This window comes from Oribacterium sp. WCC10, assembly GCF_900113415.1.
In the GTDB taxonomy this organism is placed as follows: domain Bacteria; phylum Bacillota; class Clostridia; order Lachnospirales; family Lachnospiraceae; genus Oribacterium.
This window is the reverse complement of sequence record NZ_FOPH01000001.1, coordinates 83,243-106,705: the sequence shown is the minus strand read 5'-3', so window position 1 is coordinate 106,705 and position 23,463 is coordinate 83,243. Positions and strand designations below refer to the sequence as shown.

At 44.4% G+C, this 23,463-nt stretch carries 17 protein-coding genes and 1 tRNA gene; 2 read left to right on the top strand and 16 right to left on the bottom strand.

All coding sequences use genetic code 11. The features are described from left to right. Window positions 1–212: 212 nt before the first annotated feature. Window positions 213–1,349 (bottom strand): LysR family transcriptional regulator, encoded by a 1,137-nt coding sequence (locus tag BM294_RS00390; protein WP_091203870.1) that lies wholly within the window; start codon window positions 1,347–1,349, stop codon window positions 213–215. A 391-nt stretch (window positions 1,350–1,740) separates the two neighbouring features. Between BM294_RS00390 and ilvD the strand changes: the two genes are divergently transcribed. Beyond that, on the top strand, window positions 1,741–3,453 hold the full coding sequence (ilvD, locus tag BM294_RS00385; protein ID WP_091203868.1) for a dihydroxy-acid dehydratase: 1,713 nt from the start codon (window positions 1,741–1,743) through the stop codon (window positions 3,451–3,453). 113 nt (window positions 3,454–3,566) lie between these two features. On the opposite strand, the gene BM294_RS00380 is transcribed toward ilvD, so the two are convergent. From BM294_RS00380 to BM294_RS00365, 4 genes are all read right to left on the bottom strand, one after another. Continuing rightward, window positions 3,567–5,528: a carbohydrate-binding domain-containing protein gene (locus BM294_RS00380; protein ID WP_091203866.1), complete on the bottom strand. Its 1,962-nt coding sequence runs from the start codon at window positions 5,526–5,528 to the stop codon at window positions 3,567–3,569. Between the two features lie 144 nt (window positions 5,529–5,672). Further along, the gene (locus BM294_RS00375) at window positions 5,673–6,341 is read right to left on the bottom strand and encodes a DUF4956 domain-containing protein (protein ID WP_091203864.1); all 669 of its coding nucleotides are present in this window, start codon (window positions 6,339–6,341) and stop codon (window positions 5,673–5,675) included. Window positions 6,342–6,535: 194 nt separating this feature from the next. After that, window positions 6,536–7,357 (bottom strand): polyphosphate polymerase domain-containing protein, encoded by an 822-nt coding sequence (locus tag BM294_RS00370; protein WP_091203862.1) that lies wholly within the window; start codon window positions 7,355–7,357, stop codon window positions 6,536–6,538. Between the two features lie 289 nt (window positions 7,358–7,646). Then, a complete protein-coding gene (locus tag BM294_RS00365; RefSeq protein WP_091203861.1) occupies window positions 7,647–8,408 on the bottom strand; it encodes an esterase family protein in 762 nt (253 codons plus the stop codon). Between the two features lie 560 nt (window positions 8,409–8,968). Between BM294_RS00365 and BM294_RS00360 the strand changes: the two genes are divergently transcribed. Continuing rightward, the gene (locus BM294_RS00360) at window positions 8,969–10,060 is read left to right on the top strand and encodes an ATP-grasp domain-containing protein (protein ID WP_091203859.1); all 1,092 of its coding nucleotides are present in this window, start codon (window positions 8,969–8,971) and stop codon (window positions 10,058–10,060) included. A gap of 275 nt (window positions 10,061–10,335) precedes the next feature. Here BM294_RS00360 and BM294_RS00355 read toward each other — a convergent pair whose 3' ends face one another. The 11 genes from BM294_RS00355 to BM294_RS00305 all read right to left on the bottom strand — a co-directional run bounded on the left by BM294_RS00355 (window position 10,336) and on the right by BM294_RS00305 (window position 23,301). Further along, a complete protein-coding gene (locus BM294_RS00355) occupies window positions 10,336–11,133 on the bottom strand; it encodes a zinc ribbon domain-containing protein (RefSeq protein WP_091203857.1) in 798 nt (265 codons plus the stop codon). 82 nt (window positions 11,134–11,215) lie between these two features. Beyond that, window positions 11,216–11,602 carry a zinc ribbon domain-containing protein gene (locus BM294_RS00350; RefSeq protein WP_091203856.1) on the bottom strand — a complete coding sequence of 129 codons (387 nt, stop codon included), beginning with the start codon at window positions 11,600–11,602 and terminating at the stop codon, window positions 11,216–11,218. A 375-nt stretch (window positions 11,603–11,977) separates the two neighbouring features. Then, window positions 11,978–12,718 carry a C40 family peptidase gene (locus BM294_RS00345; protein ID WP_091203854.1) on the bottom strand — a complete coding sequence of 247 codons (741 nt, stop codon included), beginning with the start codon at window positions 12,716–12,718 and terminating at the stop codon, window positions 11,978–11,980. A gap of 429 nt (window positions 12,719–13,147) precedes the next feature. Next, a tRNA-Thr gene (locus BM294_RS00340) sits at window positions 13,148–13,220 on the bottom strand. Between the two features lie 245 nt (window positions 13,221–13,465). Beyond that, window positions 13,466–15,763: a CapA family protein gene (locus tag BM294_RS16160; protein WP_242944364.1), complete on the bottom strand. Its 2,298-nt coding sequence runs from the start codon at window positions 15,761–15,763 to the stop codon at window positions 13,466–13,468. Between the two features lie 195 nt (window positions 15,764–15,958). Next, window positions 15,959–17,854 carry an ABC transporter ATP-binding protein gene (locus BM294_RS00330; protein WP_091203853.1) on the bottom strand — a complete coding sequence of 632 codons (1,896 nt, stop codon included), beginning with the start codon at window positions 17,852–17,854 and terminating at the stop codon, window positions 15,959–15,961. Next, the gene (locus BM294_RS00325) at window positions 17,854–19,644 is read right to left on the bottom strand and encodes an ABC transporter ATP-binding protein (protein WP_091203851.1); all 1,791 of its coding nucleotides are present in this window, start codon (window positions 19,642–19,644) and stop codon (window positions 17,854–17,856) included. The genes BM294_RS00330 and BM294_RS00325 overlap by 1 nt, the downstream gene beginning before the upstream one ends. A 415-nt stretch (window positions 19,645–20,059) precedes the next feature. Beyond that, entirely contained in the window at window positions 20,060–20,812 is a 753-nt protein-coding gene (locus BM294_RS00320) for a zinc-ribbon domain-containing protein (RefSeq protein ID WP_091203849.1), read from the bottom strand. Window positions 20,813–20,825: 13 nt separating this feature from the next. After that, window positions 20,826–21,542 (bottom strand): hypothetical protein, encoded by a 717-nt coding sequence (locus BM294_RS00315; protein ID WP_091203847.1) that lies wholly within the window; start codon window positions 21,540–21,542, stop codon window positions 20,826–20,828. 190 nt (window positions 21,543–21,732) lie between these two features. After that, window positions 21,733–22,344 (bottom strand): cytidylate kinase-like family protein, encoded by a 612-nt coding sequence (locus tag BM294_RS00310; protein ID WP_091203845.1) that lies wholly within the window; start codon window positions 22,342–22,344, stop codon window positions 21,733–21,735. Between the two features lie 285 nt (window positions 22,345–22,629). Next, window positions 22,630–23,301 carry a phosphatase PAP2 family protein gene (locus BM294_RS00305; protein WP_175494380.1) on the bottom strand — a complete coding sequence of 224 codons (672 nt, stop codon included), beginning with the start codon at window positions 23,299–23,301 and terminating at the stop codon, window positions 22,630–22,632. Between the last annotated feature and the right edge of the window lie 162 nt (window positions 23,302–23,463).

Below are 23,463 nucleotides of genomic sequence, written 5' to 3'. Positions count from 1 at the left end.
CGCTAGCCGTCACATGCCTTGTGACAGATTCCGTAGGAATTTGTCATGCAGCTTCAGCCTTCGCGAAGCGAACTAAATGGCTGGAGTTCCCAAATGCTTTTGTACAAGCACAATGCACGCATGACAGCCTTATCACGAAAAAAATAAGCCATCCGGAACAAGTCACGTTCCGAATGGCTAAAACATTTCAACAATTATATTTACTCTTTTGCTCATTCCTTAAGAAGCTCCATCAGCCTCTTCATGGCCTCGCTGCACTTTGTTTCGTCATGTATGGCATACACAAGGTAATAGTGTATAGGCGGATCAAGTGACACTGAATGACAGTCTTTACCATAATCCAGGAGCGCATGATCCGGGAGAAGGGCAACTCCTGCCCCGGAGGCCACCATATTGGCCATGGCACGAAAAAGATTGATACGGCAGATTACGTCGGGACTGCAATTATGCTGATTAAGGGCTGCGGAAACTATATGCTGCACAGCGGTGAACTCCTGCTGCAATATAAAGCGTTCCCCGTCGAGTTTCTCCAACGGAACAGGTCCGGGATATTTTTCCTTTAAATCAAGAGGTGTTATCAGCTTTAACTCTTCCATATAGATTTCCGTATACTTTAGGGAGCCTCCGCTTAATCCCGGTACAACAAGAATCGCCATATCGACACTGTCCTTCAAAAGCAGCTCTCTGGCGCGGTCAGTATCCGCTTCTGTGATATCTATCTGAATGTGCGGGAACTCTTCTAAAAATGTTGAAAGCACCCGGGATATCATGAGTGATCCTGTCTGACGGCTTAAGGCAATGCGGATCTTATGTGATATTCGCCTTAGATGTGTATCAAGCTCTGTTCGAAATCCCCTGTCTATTTTCCGGGCAGTTTCAACTATGGTTATATATCTAAGCCCCTCTTCTGTAAATTCGCAGTGCCCACGATGCCGACAAACCAGTTTCCTGCCAAGCTTCCTTTCCAGTGAATTCAGATACTGTGTCAGGGCCGGCTGTGAGATATACAGGTTTTCCGCCGCACGAGTGATGCTACCGGTTTCATGTATTTCGTAAACATAGGAAAATGCCCTAAAGTCTAATGCCTCTTCCGCCTGTTTTTCATCACCCCTATAGTTCTTGAGTTCCGAAAGGATACGACGAAGCCTTACACCGTATCTTAGATAAAGCTTTCCTGCATAAGTGAGCTCATGGGACTTTCTTTCAAACAAGTTACATTCCAACTGAGACTCTTCTGCCAGAATACGACGGCTTAATGTTGATTGAAGACACCCGCGATGATTCGCCGCAAGTGTAAATGTCTTATATTCTTTTAATGCGGATAAATCCAAAAACACCTGATAGTCCATATAATTTCCTTCTGAGCCGTTATTCTAATCTCCCATGAGTCACACAACAATTGATTCGAACATATTTAACAGTCAAGTTGTAATATATGTAGATTCAAGCCGGAGGGCATCCATTTGTATGCGGGACGCCTACTTAACGCATACAAATGGATACTCTCCGGCTTGAGCGCTATTGCACCCACGGATTAACTATCAAAGCGCACCCGTATCAATGCACCAAACCTCAAATATCAATGCGTAAATCTTATGTACCGTATGTCTGGATTGTATTAGACCCTCAAATGACTGTCAAGCTATACTGAGACCAATAGTTGAGAGGCATTTTACGGTGAGACCGCTCTTTGAAAAAGAGACATGCGGCCGGAATCATACGTTTACAGGAGGAAAAAACATGGCAGATTATGATAAAGATTTTGAATTTAAAGACCCTTCATACCGCAGTGCAACTTTAACAAACGGCATTGCCCGATCAGGACAGCGTGCTCTTTTATACGCAAACGGAATGGATGAGGAGGACATGAAAAAGCCCTTTGTGGCAGTTATAGGTTCTTTTTCAGAGATGGTACCCGGACACAGACATTTGCAGGAGCTTGCAGAATACGTAAAAATGGGTGTCATTGAAGCCGGCGGAGTTCCGGTTCGTTCTGAAACCATCTGTATCTGCGACGGATTATGTCAGGGTCATATGGGCATGAGGTATCCTCTGGCAAGCCGCGAACTCATCGCAGATTCTGTAGAGATGGTTGTGGAAGCTCATCACTTCGATGCCATGGTACTTCTTGCGGGATGTGACAAGATTCTCCCCGGCATGATCATGGCAGCGGCAAGACTTAACATTCCTACGGTTATCGTTCCCGGCGGCCCAATGCTTCCGGGCTACGTTGACGGAAATCCTCTTTTCTGTTCATCGGAACTTCGTGAATTTCCGGGGCGGGTGGAGGCAGGCGTCGTGACGCCCGAGCATATGAAGGAAGTCGAAAAGCTGACATTACCCACAGTGGGTTCCTGTGCACATCTCGGAACTGCCAATTCCATGTGCATGCTTTCAGAGGTTCTGGGACTTGCTCTTCCGGGTGCCGGAACAGCTCCTGCGGTTTCAAACAAACGCAAGCGTATAGCAAAAGCTTCAGGCCGGGAGGTTATGAAGATGCTGAAGGAAGGCATCACCCCAAGAAAGATCCTGACAAGGGAGACTCTTCTAAACGGCATAACCGGAGCCATGGCTACAGGTTCCTCAACCAATCTTGTGCTTCACCTTATGGCCATAGCCAATGAAGCCGGCGTGAAACTGACTTTGGACGATTTCGACAGAATAAGCCGCGAAGTTCCTTTTATCTGCAACCTCCAGCCATCAGGAAAGTATCCTATCGCATCTCTTGACAATGACGGCGGTATCACTGCTGTTTTAAAGACCGTGGAAAGCAAACTCAATTTAAATGAGCTGACACTGACAGGAGAAACCATAGGCGAAAGGATAAAGAATGTGACAGTTCAGCATGGAGACGTGATAAAAACCATGGAAAATCCTCAGAAACCGGAAGGTGGTATCGCGATTCTCCGTGGAAACCTGGCACCTGACGGTGCCGTCATAAAACAGTCCGGCGTTAAGGAATCCATGTTCTATTTCAAGGGAACTGCAAGAGTGTTTAATTCAATGGAAGAAACCGACGCGGCAATCTCCGGCGGAGAGATCAAAAAGGGAACTGTTATCGTCATCCGCTATGAGGGTCCAAAGGGAGGCCCCGGAATGAGGGAAATGCTTTCCACAACATCTCTCATCATGGGCCGTGGAATGGATGAAGACGTTGCCCTTGTAACAGACGGACGTTTCTCCGGAGCCACTCACGGTCCATGCATCGGTCATGTGTCGCCCGAGGCGGCTGACGGCGGACCTATTGCTTTTGTTCGGGACGGTGACGAAATCACCATAGACATCCATAACCGTAAACTTGAAATCAATGTAAGTGATGAGGAATTTTCAAGAAGAAAAGAAGGATGGAAGCCTCTCGTGAAGCCACGTCTTAAGGCATTGGCAAAATATGCAACTCTTGTGACAAGTGCAGACACAGGGGCGATCGTTGATGAAAGCAAGTTGATACAGTAACAGTCAACCAGGAATCAATAAAAATCCCTCTTAGGTACATCCAGATTGTTGTACCTAAGAGGGATTTGTTTATGAAATTTCAATAAGTTTTATAAACCTTTCTCACCGTTCCATCACTGGGCCTCTGTCGGCATCTCAGGTGGATTTCCCATCTGACCGGCACCTCCCATATCAGGTGGTGTTCCGCCCATGTCAGCCGGTGGATTTCCACCCTGACCGTTCTGACCGCCCATTCCGCCCGGGCCTCCCTGGCCGGGAGCACCATGACCCTGAGCCACGCCATTCTGACCATCTGCCCCGTTCATCTCCGGAGCGCCCTCCGGCGGTGTACCCATCTCACCCTGGGCTTCGTTTCCGGCCTGTCCATCCTTTTCGCCTGCACCGCGACCACCATTCATACGGCCGCCCATCATACCGGCTGATCTCTCACCGATAGTCGCGATATTTCCGTCTACAGTAACCGACTCTTCCTTATCTCCTGTCTTAACTGTATAGGTTTCGCCGCTCTTAAGTTCCTCACTTGAAAGCAGGAACGCCTTAAATGCCTGAGTTGATTCATCATTTTCATAAATGACATTGCCCTTGGAATCTGTCACTGTGATCCTGGTTCCGGCCGCCTGCTGCTCTTCATAATAAACGATCAGCTGAATCTGTGTTGAATCCTCACTGAAGCTCTGGAACATATCGGAAGCTCCTGTCAGTGCAAAAGTTCCGCCGGTGATAGTTCCTGTTCCATTGAAATCAAGGGAACCGTTTGCTCCTATTTCAGGACCGTCTATGTATATCTCGCCGCCTGTAACCACCACATCGCCGTTTGAATCAAGACCGTCTCCGGAAGCCGCGATGTAAACATTACCACCGTTGATAGTGATGGCCGCACCATCAGTAACCGCAAATATATCATCGGAAGTATCCGATCCGCCGGCGGCATTGACACCATCGTCGGAAGCATTAACGATAACTTCACCACCGTTGATAGTCACCGAAAGTCCCTCAAGTCCCTCATAGGAATCTGCCACATCAACTTTTCCGCCGTCGATGATCAGCGCAGCATCCGCATGGATTCCGTCATCTTCCGAATGTATCTCCAGAGATCCGTCACTGATAGTCACATCCCCCTTGGAATGAAGGCCGTCTTCACCTGAAGTGATAATGATTTCTCCGCTTTGAATCTCAAGACTGTCCTTACCGTTTATTCCATGCTCTGCCGCCGTTATCTCAAGCCTGACATCGTCAGAGATAACCAGTGCATCCTTACCGTGGATACCGTCACAGTAACCGCCGCTCACCGTAAGAGAACCGCTGCCTGTGATGTAGAGATCTGACTTACTGTAGATAGCTGCATCGGGTACATCAGATGATGTCTCAGTTCCTGAAGATTTACTGTTATCAGAACCCGGCTTTTCCTTTGATATATCATTCTTTTCCGATTCAGAGCCTGACTGTTCTGATGTTTCGGATGTTTTCTGCTGATCAGCAGGACCACCATTCTGTCCTTCAGCCATGCCATTTGCAGCACCGCCTCCCATGGGAGGTGCTTCCATTCCATGCTTATCCGAGGATGAATCCTGATTCAGCGCTTCACGCTTATCCTCCACCACATTCTCGCTTCCATCAGCAAGTTCAATGAAGAAATTGCCTGAAGTTACCACATTGATGGGGGCTGTTTCGCTGTTTGTAATGCTGAAACCATCAAGCACAAGTCTCACATCATCTTTATCTCCGGCTTCGACTGAAATCTGTCCTTCCTCAAGTTCACCGCTAAGCCTGTACGTTCCGGCATCTGTGATAGTCACTGTAGTACCGTTAATGCTTACGCCCTTTGAATTGACACCGGAAACCTTGATTTCACCGGACACTACAGTTATTAGCGTTTCATCTTTTGAAACATTGGCATCAGTATCTGTTGTCTTTTCTTCCGCTGAAGCCCCAGCCTCAACAGCCGCTGCTGTCTCAGTCTGTTTCTTTCCGCATCCGGTTCCAATCACTGCAGCTGCGCATGCAAGCGTCACAAGCGTTGCAGCACCCTTCATTGTTCTCTTATATGTATTTTCCGAAAAATTCTTTCTTTTCATAACTTCATTTCAACCCGAAAATGTACCCGGGTCATCCTTTCCATATGTATATATAATGATGTCGGAGCACGGATTTTCAAAGGAAATTGATGCTTCGAATCGAAAATCCGCCCCGGAGAGACGCTTTAATCAGCGTTTCTCTATTTACAGTGTCTCTGTCTTTTCAGCAATTCTTCCGCAAACTATCTCAAGATTTCCGTTTCTTGCTCTCAGGTCATCTATCATCTTCTTTTCATCATTCTTATCCTTAAGTGTCAGATGATAGATCAGCTCGTAGAGTGAACCCATATTTACTGTTTTCACCTTGATAAGCTCTGTACCCTCGGTGAAAGTCTCAAATACATCATCAAATATACCCGCATAATCAAGATTCTCAGGGATGACCACCTTAAGTTCTCTCTCAAGTGCTTTGGTCTCTCCTATAGGTGCCGCCACAAGCGCCATGGTCACTATACCGATGACTACTGTAAATACCGCTGCCAGTATTATATATCCCATTCCTGTAGCGAGTCCGACTGCCATAGCCAGGAAAATCGATGCGATCTCACGGCTGTTTCCCGGAAGTGATCTGAATCTTACAAGCGAAAATGCTCCCATGACTGCAACTCCGGTACCAACATTACCATTCACCAGCATGATGACCGACTGAATGATGGCCGGAAGAAGAACCAGTGTGATAAGAAAATTCTTGCTGTATCTGTTTTTAAAGCTGTGAAAGGCTGCGATAACCGCGCCTAAAACCAGTGAAGTTATAAGGCATATCATAAAGCCCTCTGCTGTGATGGTGCTTCCGTTTATTATCGAATCTAACATGTTGTACCTCCAAAATCCATTTCATATTGCGGATTATTTTTCCGCAGGCTTATTTCAATTCATATTCATCCGAGATGCTGAAAAATGAACATTTCTCTCATCCGTTTATAGTAATGCAGGTGTCAGAGAACCTGTCACTTACCAAATGCTATCGCACACGTACGTGCGAAATATAAATACTGACTTATGTGGCATCATGCCATAGCTCTTCGTCCGGCTATTCCTACGTGACCCAATGTTTCCGCATAGCCGCTCTTCCGAAGTTCTATTGCATTGAACTGCTTAAGTGCTATGATCTTCGCTTCATGCCCTACCCTGTCCGCAAAATGCTGTTGATAATAGGTCCCATATTTTGAAAACGACATCATATTGATATTAAGTTCTGCAAATGCCTCAGCCATCCACATTGGCATGGCTCCCGGAATCTTCACTTCCATGAGCGTCTTTCCTTCAGGAAGTAAATGTTCTCCCTGATCGCCACATGTGAGCTCCAGATCATTTTCTCTCGCTCTTATAGCATTGTCGAAGGTGACTCTCAGGTCATTATCTTCATTTCCGTGCAGTGCCACTCTGTCATATGCGATAAATGCCTTTGGTTTTAAACCATAGAGCTTTTTGGCATAATCGATTTCCTTCAGTATCTGACTGTTTGTATAGTTCATTTCAAGCTCCGGCGTTTTATCTTCATAAAGATATTTTCTGGCCTCGCTCATCTTCATGGAAACTCTGCGTTTATATACTATGCCGGCGTACTTCTTTTTAAGTTCAAGAAAGACTTCCTGATCCTCACCCGGCACGCCGTAGGATCTGAGTCGCAACTTTTCCTTGTAATTCGGTTTCTCCAGAGAGGTTCTGATTAGTTGAAAATTATCTGTATCAAAATATATGTTACATATGGTGTAATCCGTGAATTTATCCGGAGACATATACTTATCAAGCACCGGCTGAAGTTTCTCCAGCTGTTCACCTGTAAGCATGAACTTCTTTTCTATTCTTTCAAAAATCTGTCCTGCCATGTCGTACCTCCTTTTGATGGTTGTAGCTTACATGTCAAAACTGAAAGTCCGCTGAAAAATGTCCCGATAAAATGTGTATATTTTGTGTCCGGATCTTCTTTCTTCAAACTGCGATTTTATGACCCTTACATCATTCATATACGAAAAAAAGCCGGGGCATCACTGACCCGACTAAATCTTCAAACTATATATCATATTTCAAAAAACTGTGAAGCAATCTGACAAATCCCTTTCTTAAATTGGTGATACTTCTTACGGGTATCACCAACTCAGAAAATATAAACTGTCATCAAGCCTCATCTTCATCGTTGAGCCCAAGCACATACGGAAGAAAATACTCCATCTGCTTGCACCACCAGTACCAGTCATGAGTTACATCCCTGCCCCAGTAGTCACACCATGCATCGATACTTTTGGTAATGAAACGTCTCTCCAAAGTCTTAAGGGTGGAAAGGCTGTCAAACTCCTGCGACCCCTGTCCCGCACAAAAACAAAGTTTTCTCTTATTGTAAAGATCGATGTACGGATGATCAGGCGGCATATTCTCAAGGAAGCGTTCCGGAGCATTCTCATAGAGATCATGATCGATATAATTGTCAAAGAAGTATCTTACATCGTGAATTCCGGACAGAGATATCACTGCCTGGAACAGATCCGGTCTTCTCAGAAAAACTATAGCTGCATGATTGGCACCCATACCGACTCCGGCTGCTATAGGCAGTTCCTTTGTCTTGTTTTTCTTCCTGATAAGCGGCAGAAGCTCTTCTATAATGAACTGATAGTAGCTTTCCTGTCTTGAAGTTCTCCAGGAATACTCTCCGCTTTCATTAAGCCAGCTTTCATTGTCCACCGTATCGACAGTATAAAGCTGTATGATTCCCTTATCTATATAATCCTCAAGGCACTTGACCATACCGTTGTTTTCCCAGTCATCCGCCTTTGTACTTTTGGTTGGAAATCCTACAACCGGAACGCCTTTTGTACCATATATGATCAGATTCATATCTCTATTCAACTGTTTACTATGCAATACTACCTGCTCTCGCTCCATAAGCCCTCCTTCTTCTAATGTCATACAACAGGCACTATCAAGCCCACAAATATAATTCACGAACATTGGCAATTAATTAACGATATTATACCATGATTTGAAAAATAATGACACTTTAAATGTTTTTCAGGTTTCGAAAACCATAAATTTGACAGAAGCAGTAAACTGAGGAAACACCGATTTTACCAGTGTTTCCTTAGAGCCTCCGGAGTCTGGGCACGGATTGTCAAAGGAAATTGATGCTTCGAATCGAAAATCCTGTCAGGGAAACGCTTTAATCAGCATTTCACTAAAGATTCAGCCGGAGCAGGTTCAAGCCGGCAGTCATCCGAATGTTACAATAGTTCCTGTTTTACCGCACATTTTTCGACCCATTGACTGTTTTTTATCGAATAAAAATGTATAATAGAAATGTTAATACGCATTGCTTTGAGTAGCGATCTTTACCTATACGGTTTAGATGTATTCGCCACCCACATAAGTGCTGATACATTCATACACAATTACTGACACCATGGTTTCGATCTTATATTACAAAATACTCAAGGGAGTTTACTTATATGAATTTCGTTTTCTTATCTCCAAACTATCCGGATAACTACTGGAAATTCTGCCGCCGTCTCAAGGAAAACGGTGTCAATGTTCTCGGCATAGGTGATGCTTCCTATGATGAGCTTTCACAGGATCTTACAGACAGTCTTACAGAATACTATCGCGTTGACAATCTTATCGACTATGAGCAGGTTTATCGTGCCGCAGCATTTCTGTCATATAAGTATGGAAAGATCGATTGGATTGAATCCATGAACGAATACTGGCTCTATCAGGATGCGGGACTCCGCACAGACTTCAATATCAAAACAGGTATGAAAAATGAAGAGCTTGCAAGCATCAAAGACTATGTTCTGATACTGAAGCGTTTTGCGGAAGCCGGCATTCCTGTTTATACCAGAGACATCTCTGCATTTGACATTACCGCATCTCCTGTGGAGGCCGAACTTTGCTCCTACGATGCAATCGTTGACAGTCACTGTGAGCCTCTGTTTGAATCCATGACTGTTTGGGCTCCGGCAAAGGACAATGCTGTTCACGCAGATACCGGAGAGATATATTATACATGTCCTGACATGCCTGCAAAGCTTCGCTCTCTTGGCCGCAAGGCTCTGAAGGTCATAGGCACAGGTTCCCGTTTCATGCACATCGAGTTCCTGCGTCTCACAAAGGATCACGGACATCTTGGCAAGACAGGTGAATATATTGCCGTCAATGCTTCCCTCTGTCCTGCAGGCGGAGCCGCTCCAGATATGATGAACTACGCTCACTCTGTGGATGTTTACAAGATTTGGGCTGATATGATCACTACAGACCGCCGCTATCTGGACGGTCGTCTCCAGACTGCCGCAGAGTTAAAGCATTATACCAGTGAAAACACTGAAGACTGCTTCTGCGTATATGCAAGCCGCAGAGAAGGGCCTTCTTATGTTTATCCGGAAAGCCGTATAGCCGACAAGTTCCATGACGTTCTTATGATGCGTCAGAAGGTAACTGATGACAATGGTACGGAAAGCATCAGGTATGCTGCAAAACTCCGTACACAGCATGAAGTAAATACTTTCATTCGTTTCCTTCATGAAACAAATCCGCAGCTCTGATTCACAGACATCAGCGAATTGATTTTCGATAATTCAACCACGAATAAATCATTGATCATAACCAAGGGCATCCATTTAAAAACGGGACGCTTTTATGGATGCCCTCTGATTCTGATCAAAATTCTATATTCAGCTGAACTTTTACTACTATCACCCGTAATTCAGCATCTTGAATGATATGTAATCGGTACGTTATGTTCAGCCTGAATAAAGACGCTTCAATGTATCAACAATATATATACGTTGTATCAGTTCTCTGTTCGTATTGTTTAATTTTACTTCCTGTTTTCCCAGATTCTGTTAATTCTCCAGACCTTCAGGTTCATTCCTTCCAGGCCTGTACCGCAGTATGCGCATATCTTGGTTCCAAGCCCTGTCACCGGCGCACCGCAGTTTGGACAGGTATAGCCTCTCATCTTGCCGTCAGTCTTTTTTTCATCCTGAACATATACAAGATCAGTATTGAACACTGACTGGAACTTTCGCATCTGCCATCCTGTGGATGATTCTCCCGTAGAATTGGATTTAGTTCCAACCTTTACCCTTCTCTCATAACTTGCAGAAGTCTGGGCATGAATAGTACAGATTCCGTCTCCATGTTCATAGCCTGCCACAACCGTTTTATACGCATATCTGCTCTTGTACTCCAGAACATCTTCTGAATAGGCCCGGCCGGAAGAAACAACGCTATCGTTTGTGATAAGGCTCTCAACTTCCCTCATGACCTCAGGATAACCGTTCAAAAGTTCAGGCTCTCTTTTGTCTATAGCCTCCATCCTGAGAACTACCGCATTCTGAATACGTGTCTTCCACTCATCCCAGCTGAACTCCGGAAAGTCCCTCTCTATTCTCGGAACATAAATCGAATCCATGCTGGCAAGAGACTTTGGTCTTGCGGTGGCTTCCGCCTCGTCAATAACACCTTCTCCAGTAACCATGGCCTTGGCTATGGTTTCGATAGCCTGTCCCATGATAGATCTTCGAAATCTTCTAACCCTGTAAGTAATATATGTCACTATTATTCCAAACACCGCCAATGTTAAAAGCGGTCCTACTATTGCATTCCAATCCATACTATATCCCCATTACTCTCATGATGTGAGTTTCTAATGTATTGCCACTCACTAATCAGCGCTAACACCCACGAACATTACATCAAAACTTCTTTCCGCATCTCGGACAGAACTCAAAATCCTCAGGTGCTTCATACGCACATCCATAACAAATTTTGGTTGCCGCTTTCCGGTTTTCAGCTCCGGCACCTTTCTGTTTCAGGTACAGATCGCTTGTACTGATGGAGACGTTTTGACCATGCTCGATAGCTCTTCCTGTCTCCGGTCTCAGTTCATACACAGATCCGCAGCAGGAAGTCACTACATAGTAGATCTTTCTCCACTTGAAAACAGGAATAAAGAAAATCGAAAATGACATATATGTCATCCATACTCTGTATTGCCCCATCCTGCCGCAGATATCACAGGTCATCTGCTGATTATAATTAAGGTCTTTACGACCTTGATTCATACCAAAAATAAAAAACATTGATTTTTGCTCCTATTTAAGAATTATACGTTCTGAATTATAGCATACTCATATGATGATATGATAGTCCATCGCCCACATCTCCATTTATGATCTCTCTCAGATATTAACCGTTTAGCCGGGGAATCTGTTGACCCAAGCGGGATGGAGTCCGGCTCAGGCCTGTAGGTACCTCGACTAAACTATTCTCTAATATAAAAATGCAGCCTCCATAAAGGAAGCTGCATTATATCCGATATAACACTTTCTGTTCGTCCGGAGTCTGCTATAGTTTGAAAGCCTTGACACTATGGCTTCTTCATGCCGGACAAAATGAAAGATATAATAAGGGAAACTCTTTAATAAGCATTTCCCTGAATCTTCAGTTCAAAGTCATCACCAGAATCTTCCGATAGCTGCGATATGTTCATAATGAAGAGCTCTTGTACCATGATCCTCAAAAACCCATCCACGACGACTGTTGGTGGCATGAACTATAGAGTTACTTCCTGTGTATATGGCAACATGTGATACTGTGCCAATGCTTCCGCCGTAAAAAATCAGATCTCCGGGCAGCATCTCTGCCTCGCTCACATATCTCGGAGCACTTGCCGCCTGCTGTCTCGATGTTCTCGGAAGATTTATCCCGAACTGTCTGTAAACTGCCTGAACGAATCCGGAACAATCCGCAGGCCCGCTTAATGTATTGCCTGTGCCATATCTAAGGATTCCTGCACCGGCAAACTGTCTTGCAAAGTTCACGATATCCATGCGACCGGTTCCTGAATATGCTGCAGATGCTGCAGCGGCATCAGCTTCTGATCCAAGGAATGCGGATAAGTCATCGTATGAAGCCATATCCGATGCTCCTGCCTCACCGGCCTGCTCACCACCCATATCCGGCGTAGATATAGTCTCAGTGTAATCTGCACTGCCTGAATCACCTGTATTTCCCTCTGCAAGATCTCCTGCCGCATAATATGTTCCGTCAGGGTTAAAGTAATAAGCTTCGGTTACACCGTCTCCGTCAGTATCAATCCATGTCAGGGTAGCTTCATCTGCAAATGCAGCCACCGAAGACGAAATCGCAAGCAGGGCAGTCACCGCCGCTGCAAGAAACAATTTATTTACTCTCATTAATTATCCTTAAAAATCAAATATTCACAAAGAATTTTAATATACAACAACTTCTATAGTTTACATTGAACATATATATTCTTGCAAGGAAAATATTGACCAAAATTTTGTATATTTTTTCCCGATATCGCCCCCGGTTTTGAAATATATTTTTTTATAACCCTCACACCATGTAACTTTGTCTTAAAGCAAAACCATTTTCCTGTATCTAAATAAGTGCAGATTCCAGAGTTGATTTAGCATGCCACCTCCAGATAGGACACCGAAATATAAACCTGCTTTTGTTGCAGCATATCAATTACTTTATGACACTAAAAAGGTCCTGATTCCTCGCATCCGGAACCAGGACCTATGTCTTCGGTAATATGCTTTATACTATAGTTCTGATCAGTTGCAACCAACCGAAATCTCATCATACAAAGTATATCGAGCTACTGACCGGACTTGAACCGGTGACCTTCTGATTACGAATCAGATGCACTACCGACTGTGCTACAGTAGCATGTAAACTTACGATAGATTATTACCGACCATAAGTTTACAGATTTTGAAAGAGCTTGTCAACCTAAGACTCTATTCATTAACATAATTGTAACAGTGTTTTTATCAGGAAAACTCAGAAACTGCCGAGGTCCTGGTGGTTCTTAGGGGGACTGTTTTAGATTTTTCTGCCGAAGCGTCCCGCTTTTTTATGGATGACCTCCGGCTCAAACATTCTTTTGCAGATTAAACTGTCCCCACATCTAATTATCTTTTGCTGATTACACCTTCACTATCCACGCTTATACCGCTGCTTATGCCTGCATAGTAGCTGTAAAAATCAGCTTTATCTGAATCGGCATCAAGTGTCTGTGTATATCCTGCTCCGGACTTTCCCGGGATCAGCTGAAGCTTCACAACACACTCTCTGCTCTTTTCAGAAGGCTTCACTTCATTTGAGCCTGAAGACCCGATTGCATTATCAGACACTGCATCAGAAACATTACCCGCATCACTGTTAATCATAGCCGGCGTTTCTGCCTCGTCTTCCGGATCCTCAGCATCTTCAATTGTCACCTTAAGAAGTGCTGTCTTCGGTATGGAACTTCCGAAAATAAAGTTACCAAGACTGTAAACTATAGGAACACCCTTATAGTACTCTGTCCCCTGCAAAACATGCGGATGAGCACCTATGACAAGATCCGCGCCGGCATCAACTATGGAATGTGCCAGAGTCTTCTGAACCTCATTCGGGCTTTCCTTTCGTTCTTCACCCCAATGCACGTAAACTACAACGAAATCAGCCTGTTCCTTTGCGGCCTTTATGTCCGCGATAAGATTGGCATCATCATATGTGGAGAATACACCTGCAGAACTCTCACCGGCTGCCCAGTTCGCCTCGGGAATAACCCTTGTGGCTCCGATAAAGGCGATTTTTTTGCCCTTGATGCTTACGGTTACAGTTTCTCTTGCATCTTTAAGATTTTCTCCCGCTCCAACATGTCGTATTCCGGCATCATCCAGAGTGCTAATGGTGTCTGCCAATGCTTCAGTCCCATAGTCAAGTGTGTGATTATTGGCAAGTGTCACCAGATCGATACCTATATCCTTGAAGATGCTGACATACTTTGGATCCACTCTGAATGTGAACTGCTTATCCTCTGCCTGCTTCCCGCCGGTACTGAAAGGAAACTCTTCATTAGCCATAAAATAATCCACGGAAGCTATCTCCTGAAGGTAATTATCAGATAATACCCCTGATATATCACCTGTCGAATGATATGCATCCATGACGTGGTCGCTCAGATAAATATCACCTGCAAACAGCAGCTCTACAGGCTCCGAATCCCCGGTTCCGATGGCCTTGACATCAATGGGGATGGTAGGATTCTGGACAGCCATGGCGCCGGATTCATTGACATAAACATCCGATACTGCCGTCTCTTCACCCATACTCTCAGCCACAGTTTCGGTCTCAGCCGGTTCTTCAGGAGTTTCTGTCTCGGGAATCATCTTCTCCGACTGAAACTTCCCGAGGAAATTCTCCTTCGCCATAACAGCCTTTTCTTTAACATTGCCCTTCAGGTCCGGAACCATGGAAAATGCTCCCAGAAGCACTATCTCATAGATAAATAAAAAGGCAAAAATACATATCAGGAGCTTTCCCCATCGATGCGAACGGCGTGAGTCTCTGTTATCACTCTCATCCTCATCACGAATATATGGATGTACGTCCTGAAACTGATTCTCTATTTCCCTTCGTTTCTGACTTTCCATCATTCGTTCCGAACGGACACCCGAATAGTTACTCTGACGGGTATTAAAAAGAATCTTTTTTCTGTCATTGTTTCCGGTCAGATCATCGCCGTATATCAGATTTACTCCCTTACCGGAAATATCTTCAGCGGAATCCTCTTTTTCCCCGGGCAGCCTGATCATATCATCCGAAAGTTCAACGTGTTCAGCTGCCTTGTGCTTAAACTTCTTTATGCCGGGAATGCGTTCACCGGACCCCTTTATGCTTCCATTTAAGCCATCGGATTTCTTATCGCCTTTTCTTTTTCCGGCACGCTTTCGACTTTTGCCATAATCGGCTCTTTCCTTATTTTCAAGAGTGCGGTATGCATTTCCGGAACACGAAACCCTACCGGGGCCCGGTCCAAGAACCTTTCCCACGCTCTCAACCTTGATGTGCCTTCCCTGTCCCGGTTCCTCAGGCTCTGTCTGCTGATCAAGCCAGCGGTATGCCTGTTCAAGATCCCTCATTCTTAGAATCTCTTTTTCAGTATCATTAACAGCTTTCTTTCTCCTTATGGGGCGATCTTCGATAATGTTTCTGCCTGAATGTCCTCCTCTTTGCACAGACTTAGCCTTATCCGGTCTGCTTTCTGCGACTCTACGAACATTTCTTCTGCTTCTTTGAGTTTTTATCTGACCACCGGGTATATCCAACTCACTGCGAGACTCCGGTTTTCCTTCAGACTTATCCCTGGATCCGCTATTACGGTTCGCCCTTGGTCCCTTATACTGTGATTTTGAATTATATCTATGTTCTCGTTCTCTCAAAATATCCTATCCCCTTAAAAAACATGAAAACCATTTTACTGCAAATTGCGCTGTTTTGCATCATGTTTTGTCGATAGTGTATTGTAACAGTTCAGTCTGAGCAGAACTTTTTTTAATTTCCGGATTGGAAATAAAGCACTAAAAAACCGGCTCCGGAACCGGATAAATCCCGATTCCGTAAGCCGGTATAAACCATCACTCAAGTTCGAATGCACCTGTATAGAGCTGATAGTAATTGCCCTTTGCCGCGATAAGCTCGTCATGTGAGCCTCTCTCAATGATACGTCCATGATCAAGAACCATGATGACATCAGAGTTCTGAACCGTACTGAGTCTGTGTGCGATAACAAATACAGTACGTCCTGCCATAAGTGCGTCCATACCTCTCTGAACGATGGCCTCTGTATGAGTATCGATGGATGAAGTCGCCTCATCCATGATCATTACAGGCGGATCAGCAACGGCAGCTCTCGCAATAGATATAAGCTGTCTCTGTCCCTGTGAAAGATTTGAACCGTTTGAAAGAAGCATGGTGTTGTAACCCTCAGGGAGTCTTCTGATGAAGTCATCCGCACCCGCAAGTCTTGCTGCCGCCATACATTCTTCATCTGTGGCATCAAGCTTCCCATAACGGATATTCTCCATAACAGTACCTGTAAAAAGTACTGTATCCTGAAGGATGATTCCAAGTGAATGGCGGAGATCCGCTTTCCTGATCTTCTTAATGTCTATGCCGTCATAGGTGATGGTTCCGTCCTGAATCTCATAAAATCTGTTAATGAGGTTCGTAATGGTGGTCTTACCTGCGCCGGTAGCGCCAACGAAAGCTACCTTCTGACCCGGACGGGCGAAAACATTAACCTCATGGAGCACAGTATGCTTTCCGTCATAGGAGAAATCAACATCCTTGAGAACCACGTCACCTTCAAGTTTTCTGAACTCGGCAGTTCCGTCTTCTTTTATGTGCTTCCATGCCCACATCTCTGTACGCTCTGATGACTCAACTATCTGACCGTTCTCTTCTTTGGCGTGAACCAGTGTAACCTCTCCGTCATCCTCCTCAGGGATCTCATCCATAAGGCTGAAGATACGGTTAACACCTGCAAGTCCCATGACAACAGCATTGATCTGCTGAGAGATACCTCCGATCTGTCCGGCAAACTGCTTCTCCATATTAAGGAACGGCACGGTGATGCTTATGGAAAGTGCCATACCGCTTAAGCTGAGGTTAGGCACCTTGAGTAACAGAAGTGCACCACCCGCAAAGGCGAGAACAACATAAAGAATGTTACCGATATTTCCAAGGATCGGCATCAGGGTATTGGCATATCTGTTGGCTGTTCTGGCCACCTCAAAAAGCTCATCATTTATCTTGTCAAAATCTGCTTCGGCTGCAGCTTCATGATTGAATACTTTAACAACCTTCTGGCCATTCATCATCTCCTGAATGAAACCTTCGGTCTTTGCAACGGCACTCTGCTGCTTCATGAAGTACCTTCCTGAGCCGCCGCCCACTTTCTTTACAACCTTTGTCATGACGAAAAGCCCGCCTACAACAATAATGGTAAGCCAGATGCTGTAGTACATCATGAGTGCAAATATGGTCACTATGGTAACCGCAGAAACTATGAGCTGCGGAATAGACTGGGATATGAGCTGTCTCAGAGTATCAACGTCATTTGTATAGTAAGACATGATGTCTCCATGCTCATGCTGGTCAAAATATCTTATAGGAAGATCCTGCATCCCATCGAACATCTTCACACGAAGTTTCTTGAGCGATCCCTGTGTGATGATGGCCATGCACTGGTTGTAAACTATACCTGCAAGGAGTGAAATAGCGTAAAGAACCGCAAGCACTGAAACAAGACCGAGAATCTGTCCTGATACAGCGCTCCAGTCACCGTCTTTCCAGTTCTGCTCGATAAGTGCGATGACTTTCTGCTGGAACATGGATGGTATCGCACTTACCACAGCATTGATAAGTATGCATACCAGTGTGAAAGGAACCAGCTTCGGATAAAACGAAAACAGCAACTTTATAAGTCTTATGATAGTGGTTTTTGATGGAAGTGTTTTTTTCTTATCCATTATCTGACACCTCCTTCTGTATTTTCTTCTGCATCTCCTGCTGCGGCAGCTTCCTCCGTCATCTTGTTCTGTGCTTTGTAAAGCTCCTGATAGGTTGTATTTCTTGACAGAAGTTCATCGTGATTTCCGATATCCTGAATCTTTCCGCCGGCAAGAATAAGTATACGATCTGCATCCTGTACCGAAGATACACGCTGGGCAATGATGATCTTGGTGGTTTCAGGAATAAACTCCTTGAAACCCTTTCTGATAAGTGCATCTGTCTTTGTATCTACCGCTGAGGTTGAGTCGTCAAGTATAAGCACCTTCGGCTTCTTAAGAAGAGCTCTTGCGATACAGAGTCGCTGTTTCTGTCCGCCGGAAACATTGGTACCACCCTGTGTGATAAAGGTATCATACTTGTCAGGGAAGCCCTGAACGAACTCATCTGCCTGTGCCAGCTTACATGCTTCAATGATCTCTTCATCGGTAGCCTTAGGATTTCCCCATCGAAGGTTCTCTTTGATGGTTCCTGAGAAAAGAACATTTTTCTGAAGAACTACCGCTACCTGATCACGAAGAGTCTTCAGGTCATATCTCTTTACATCAAGACCTCCGACAGATACTGTACCTTCAGTTACATCGTAGAGTCTTGGAATCAGCTGTATGATGGATGACTTTGATGAACCGGTTCCTCCGATGATACCGATGGTCTCACCTGACTTAATGTGAAGATCGATATCTGAAAGAACAAATCTCTCCGCTTTCTTCGAATACTTAAAGCTTACGTTATCAAAATCGATAGAGCCGTTCGGAACTTCCATCACCGGATTCTCAGGATTTGTAAGTGTACTCTCTTCCTTCAGAACCTCTGCGATACGCTCTGCAGACTCAGCAGAAATGGTAACCATGACGAAGATCATGCTGAGCATCATAAGTGAAATGAGAATCTGGAAACTATATGTAAGAAGTGCAGAGAACTGTCCTACATCAAGTGCAGTGCCCTTTGTTGAGATAATGAGGTATGAACCAAAACTAAGGACAAAGATCATTACCACATAAAGGCAGAACTGCATCAAAGGATTGTTGATGGCAAGTATTCTCTCTGCCTTCGTGAAATCCATCTGAACATCAGTTGCGGCAGTATCAAACTTCTTCTTTTCGTACTCTTCACGTACAAATGACTTCACAACTCTCATACCGGTGACATTTTCCTGTACAGAGTCATTCAAGGCATCGTACTTCTTGAATACCGCACGGAACAAAGGCATAACTGTTCTTACTACCATTGCAAGGCCAATGCCGAGTATGGGAATGACTGCAACGAAGATCCATGCCATTCTGCCACCCATGATAAATGCTGTTGCAAATGAAAAGATCAGCATCATCGGTGCTCTGAAACCGATACGTATCAGCATCATGAATGCAAGCTGTACATTCTGGATATCTGTAGTCATACGGGTAACAAGGGAACTGGTCTGGAATCTGTCGATGTTCTCGAAAGAAAAGTCCTGTATCTTATAGAAGATATCCTTTCGAAGGTTCCTTGAAAATCCCGTTGCAGCGGTAGCACTGGCATTTCCGGCAATCACGCCGAAGGACAGCGAAAGTGTTGCAAGAATAATAAGCACGATACCGAACTTTGTAATGGTCTCCATACCGCAGCCTGCTTTGATCTCATTTATGAGTTTCGCAGTAACAAATGGGATGATGGTCTCTACAAGTGATTCAAGAACAACAAACAGCGGTGACTGTATGGCAGCACCCTTGAATTCCCTTATGGACTTTGAAAGCGTTTTTACAACGTCCATTTTTATCTCCTTCCTTACTATGAAATTTTAATCCGAGTTTTGAAATAATGAAAAGACCTCTCGAATAATCACGAACGTCAGCAATACAATACGACTTGCAGTGACTGACGCTAAATGGCAGATTTCCTTTCGGAATATTGCCATATTATTTAGAAAGGCGCCGATAAATGAATCATCGGCGCAATGTTACTATACTAATAGATTGTTTAAAACTTTTCAAGGAATTCATAAAAACTTAAGGATACCATCAAAACTGCTTTTATTCATCTCGGGGAACGCTGCTTAAAGCGTTTCCCCGGCCGGATTTTCGATGCGAAGCATCAACTTCCTTTGAAAATCCGTGCCCCGACGCCGGAGTTCCTATGGAAACGCTGATTATAATCAATGTTTCCATAGGAGTTTTGTAAGGCTCTTCTCAACCTATACATTTTGCATTTCTGCAATGCTTCATTATATAGTCTCTCACAAAATCGAAGTCTTCCCGGGATGTATATACCTGATTGTGAAATAACATCTGATTCACATAGATAACATTACTGAACCGGACTGCCTTTACTTTCTTTACATATTCAAAAACAGAAATAGAACTGTCGCGGGTGGCCGCAAGCGCCCCGGCACCTGCGGCACTCACTCTGCCGGTTGCAAGGCCTGCCGCAGCGGTGAGCCACCCCATGGCGCGGGCTTTGTCAAACTGGCTCTTCATCTGGCGATGCTCTACACCCTTTTCATCCATTGTAAAAAGAACCATGTACTTCCAGCCATAGGATTGAGCCACGATAAGATAGGCTATCACACCTATCCCCATCATCACAAGGAGCAGTATCCCGAATCCTGCCATATGACCAAGCATATCCATCAGGTCATCATAGCCGCCCTCGATGAGTGTCAATCCGCAGACAAATATCATAACGATTGCAAATGTCATTGCCATCACACGCCATACCGTGAATAGAAGTACCGGATTTTTCACCATATCGAACTCATATATCCATCGATATGCTCCGTCAGGGCAAAGATATATATTCTCCGAAATCCTCTGCCCTTTTAACAATTCTTTCTCTTTGTCGGCTACAGCAGCCTTCTTTTCTTTACCGGCAGGTGCTCCGCAATTGCTGCAGAATTTCGCACCCTTCGGAATCTTTTGCCCACAATTTGTGCAAATGCTCATAGCATTTCCTCCATCAGATTTCTCTTATCATGGCAACTTCTCCGATAGCCCTGGTTCCGTTCAAAACCGTACCCATAGCATACTGTTTTCCGGAAACCTCAACATAATCATAAATCTGGAGATGCAGATCACTGTTAGCGCTGATGACATCTATACAACCGTAGTCATCTATCCAGTCACCGTTAAATACCATGGTAATACCGTCAGCCGTCTCCAGAGTCTCCATATCCTTAGACTCGCTCACCATAAACTGGTAACGTTCTCTCACATCCATGAGAAGCGTAACCTTATACCCCATGTATTGAACATCCGCGTCACTTACGACTATTCTGCACTGATCCTGTCCGTTTACAGGAGTTACCACTTTAATGATGGCTTTCCACTTTCCGCCCAGATCCCATAGTTCCGTAAGTGGTGTTCCGTCAATCGGAAAATCATTGTCAAAGTACCATACAAAATCATTAAGTGTAGCCTGCCCGGAAACTTCAGGAACTGCACCTGGACCCTTTTGTTTTGTGGCGAGACCATTGTTCTTTATTCCCGAACCACTCTCTTTCGTGCCGGTGCCTGAGGAGTCCTGATTCTTTACCTCTTTATTGGTTTTCGCCGCAACACCCCAAACCGGACTTTTCGAACCGGCTCCAAACGCGCTGAATGAAACACCCAGGGTTGAAATCATTACTGCTGCCAGGGATTTCAGATATACTCCCGCCAATCTGTCTTTCTTCATGATGATCCCCCAAACAAATTTCTTGTACGCAAAGATGCGGGTTTGGAGCACTTTCCAAACTCGCTGTCTTTGTCACTATTCATATACTCACACTAATCAGCGAAAGCATCACGTACCTCATAAACTCTCTAAACTTATGAGCTTTTCTTCACTTCATTGTGTAAGACGTCACACCACCCGATATCAGCCCTCACTTTGACTGTTTATCAACATCCTTTGTTTTGCAGATGTCATAGATGATATCTACGCAATTATCAACTCCCAGGGTTCCCGTATCCAGGGTAATGTCATAGTTCTGGCACTTTCCCCACTCCTGCTCGGTATAATATCTGTAGTTGAACTTTCTCTTCTTATCCATATCCTTAAGCATCTTATCAGTGTGCTCAGGATCCTTATAAATCTCTGTTATACGGTTCTTTCTGTATTCAAGGTTGGCATGTATGAATACGTTCAATACATCATTTCTGTCTCCGAGAATGAAATCCGCACAGCGACCTACGATAACGCATGGTCCCTTTTCCACAAGTTCAAGGATAACTTCTCTCTGCTTTGCCCAGAGATAATCCTCAGGGCTCATTCCGTAGCTGTTTCTCGCAGAGAAAGAATACTCGATCCAGTTTTTGGCATTGGCATATTCGCCCTGTTTCTTTACATACTCTTCTGCAAAACCCGTCTTAAATGCCGTCTGCTCAATGATCTCTCTGTCATATAATGGAATTCCCAGCTTATCTGCAAGCTTCTTGCCGACTTCACGTCCGCCGGAGCCATATTCTCTCGAAATCGTTACATATTTGATACTCATAGCGTCACCTTCTTCCGGATAAATGTCTGTCACGAATTATTTACTTATATTTTAACATCACACTTTTATCTGTTCAATATTTTAGAAAATAATTTTTAGTTGGTGTATCCGGCCTCGTTATAACTCGACAGGGTTATATGAAAACCATAGAACCGAAGAACATCCATCCAAAAAACGGGGCGCTTCGGCGGAAATGGTCAGAGCCGGAGAGCATCAATTTTAAGGCGGAACGCTTTTAAATTGATACCCTCCGGCTCTCTGTACATGAGTATTCTCCCACCGGCCTCAAAAAGTGGACTTGAAAGTTCTCCTCTCTAAAACCTTTTTCCAAATAAGCCAAAGCAAAACACTCATGGCCCATCCGAGAAAGACATCAACGACGGAATGCTGCTTTATAAGAAGCGTTGAAATACATATGAGAACTGCAATTACTGTTTCCATGTTCTTGTATTTCAGTTTTATGTATTTACACTCTCTCACAACAATGTCTATGGCTACAGTACTTGACACATGCATACTGGGACAGACATTTCTCGGCGGATCAATGGAACGAAGCCAAAGCACACATTTTGAAAAAAAGTCCGTGGTCGTAATGTCCTGTCGAAGATCAAGTCCGTTCGGCCAGAGGGTATAGACAACCATACAGATGGTGTACCCTCCGAATAGGATGAAACAGAGTTTGAGAAAATCTTTTTTTGTTCCCCAGAACAGGAAATAAAGCAATGCGCCCGGAAACAGAATCCACCAGAATCCGTAAGGCACAAAAAATGCCGGTACCGTCGGGATCATCCTGTCCAACGGCAGTTCAATGATCCGGACATCATCCATAGGAATATTCCTTAACTGGAGACTCGCAAAGTACATCAGATATACCGGCAGATACAACAGCCACAGGCTGTAGGTATTTTCTTTTATAAATTCAATAGGGTCTTTTGCCAAACTTTTAATTCTTTTCACTTATATCAAACTTCATGCAGATGCCAGCGTCAAAGGACTTCAAATCATCATTCAGATAAATGACTCGCTGCTTTGAACACCTGCATCCCATTTATTTCCCTTTCATTACTATTGGATTACTTTAGCACAAAATTGTGTATAAGAAAATCGCATTCCCGCTTA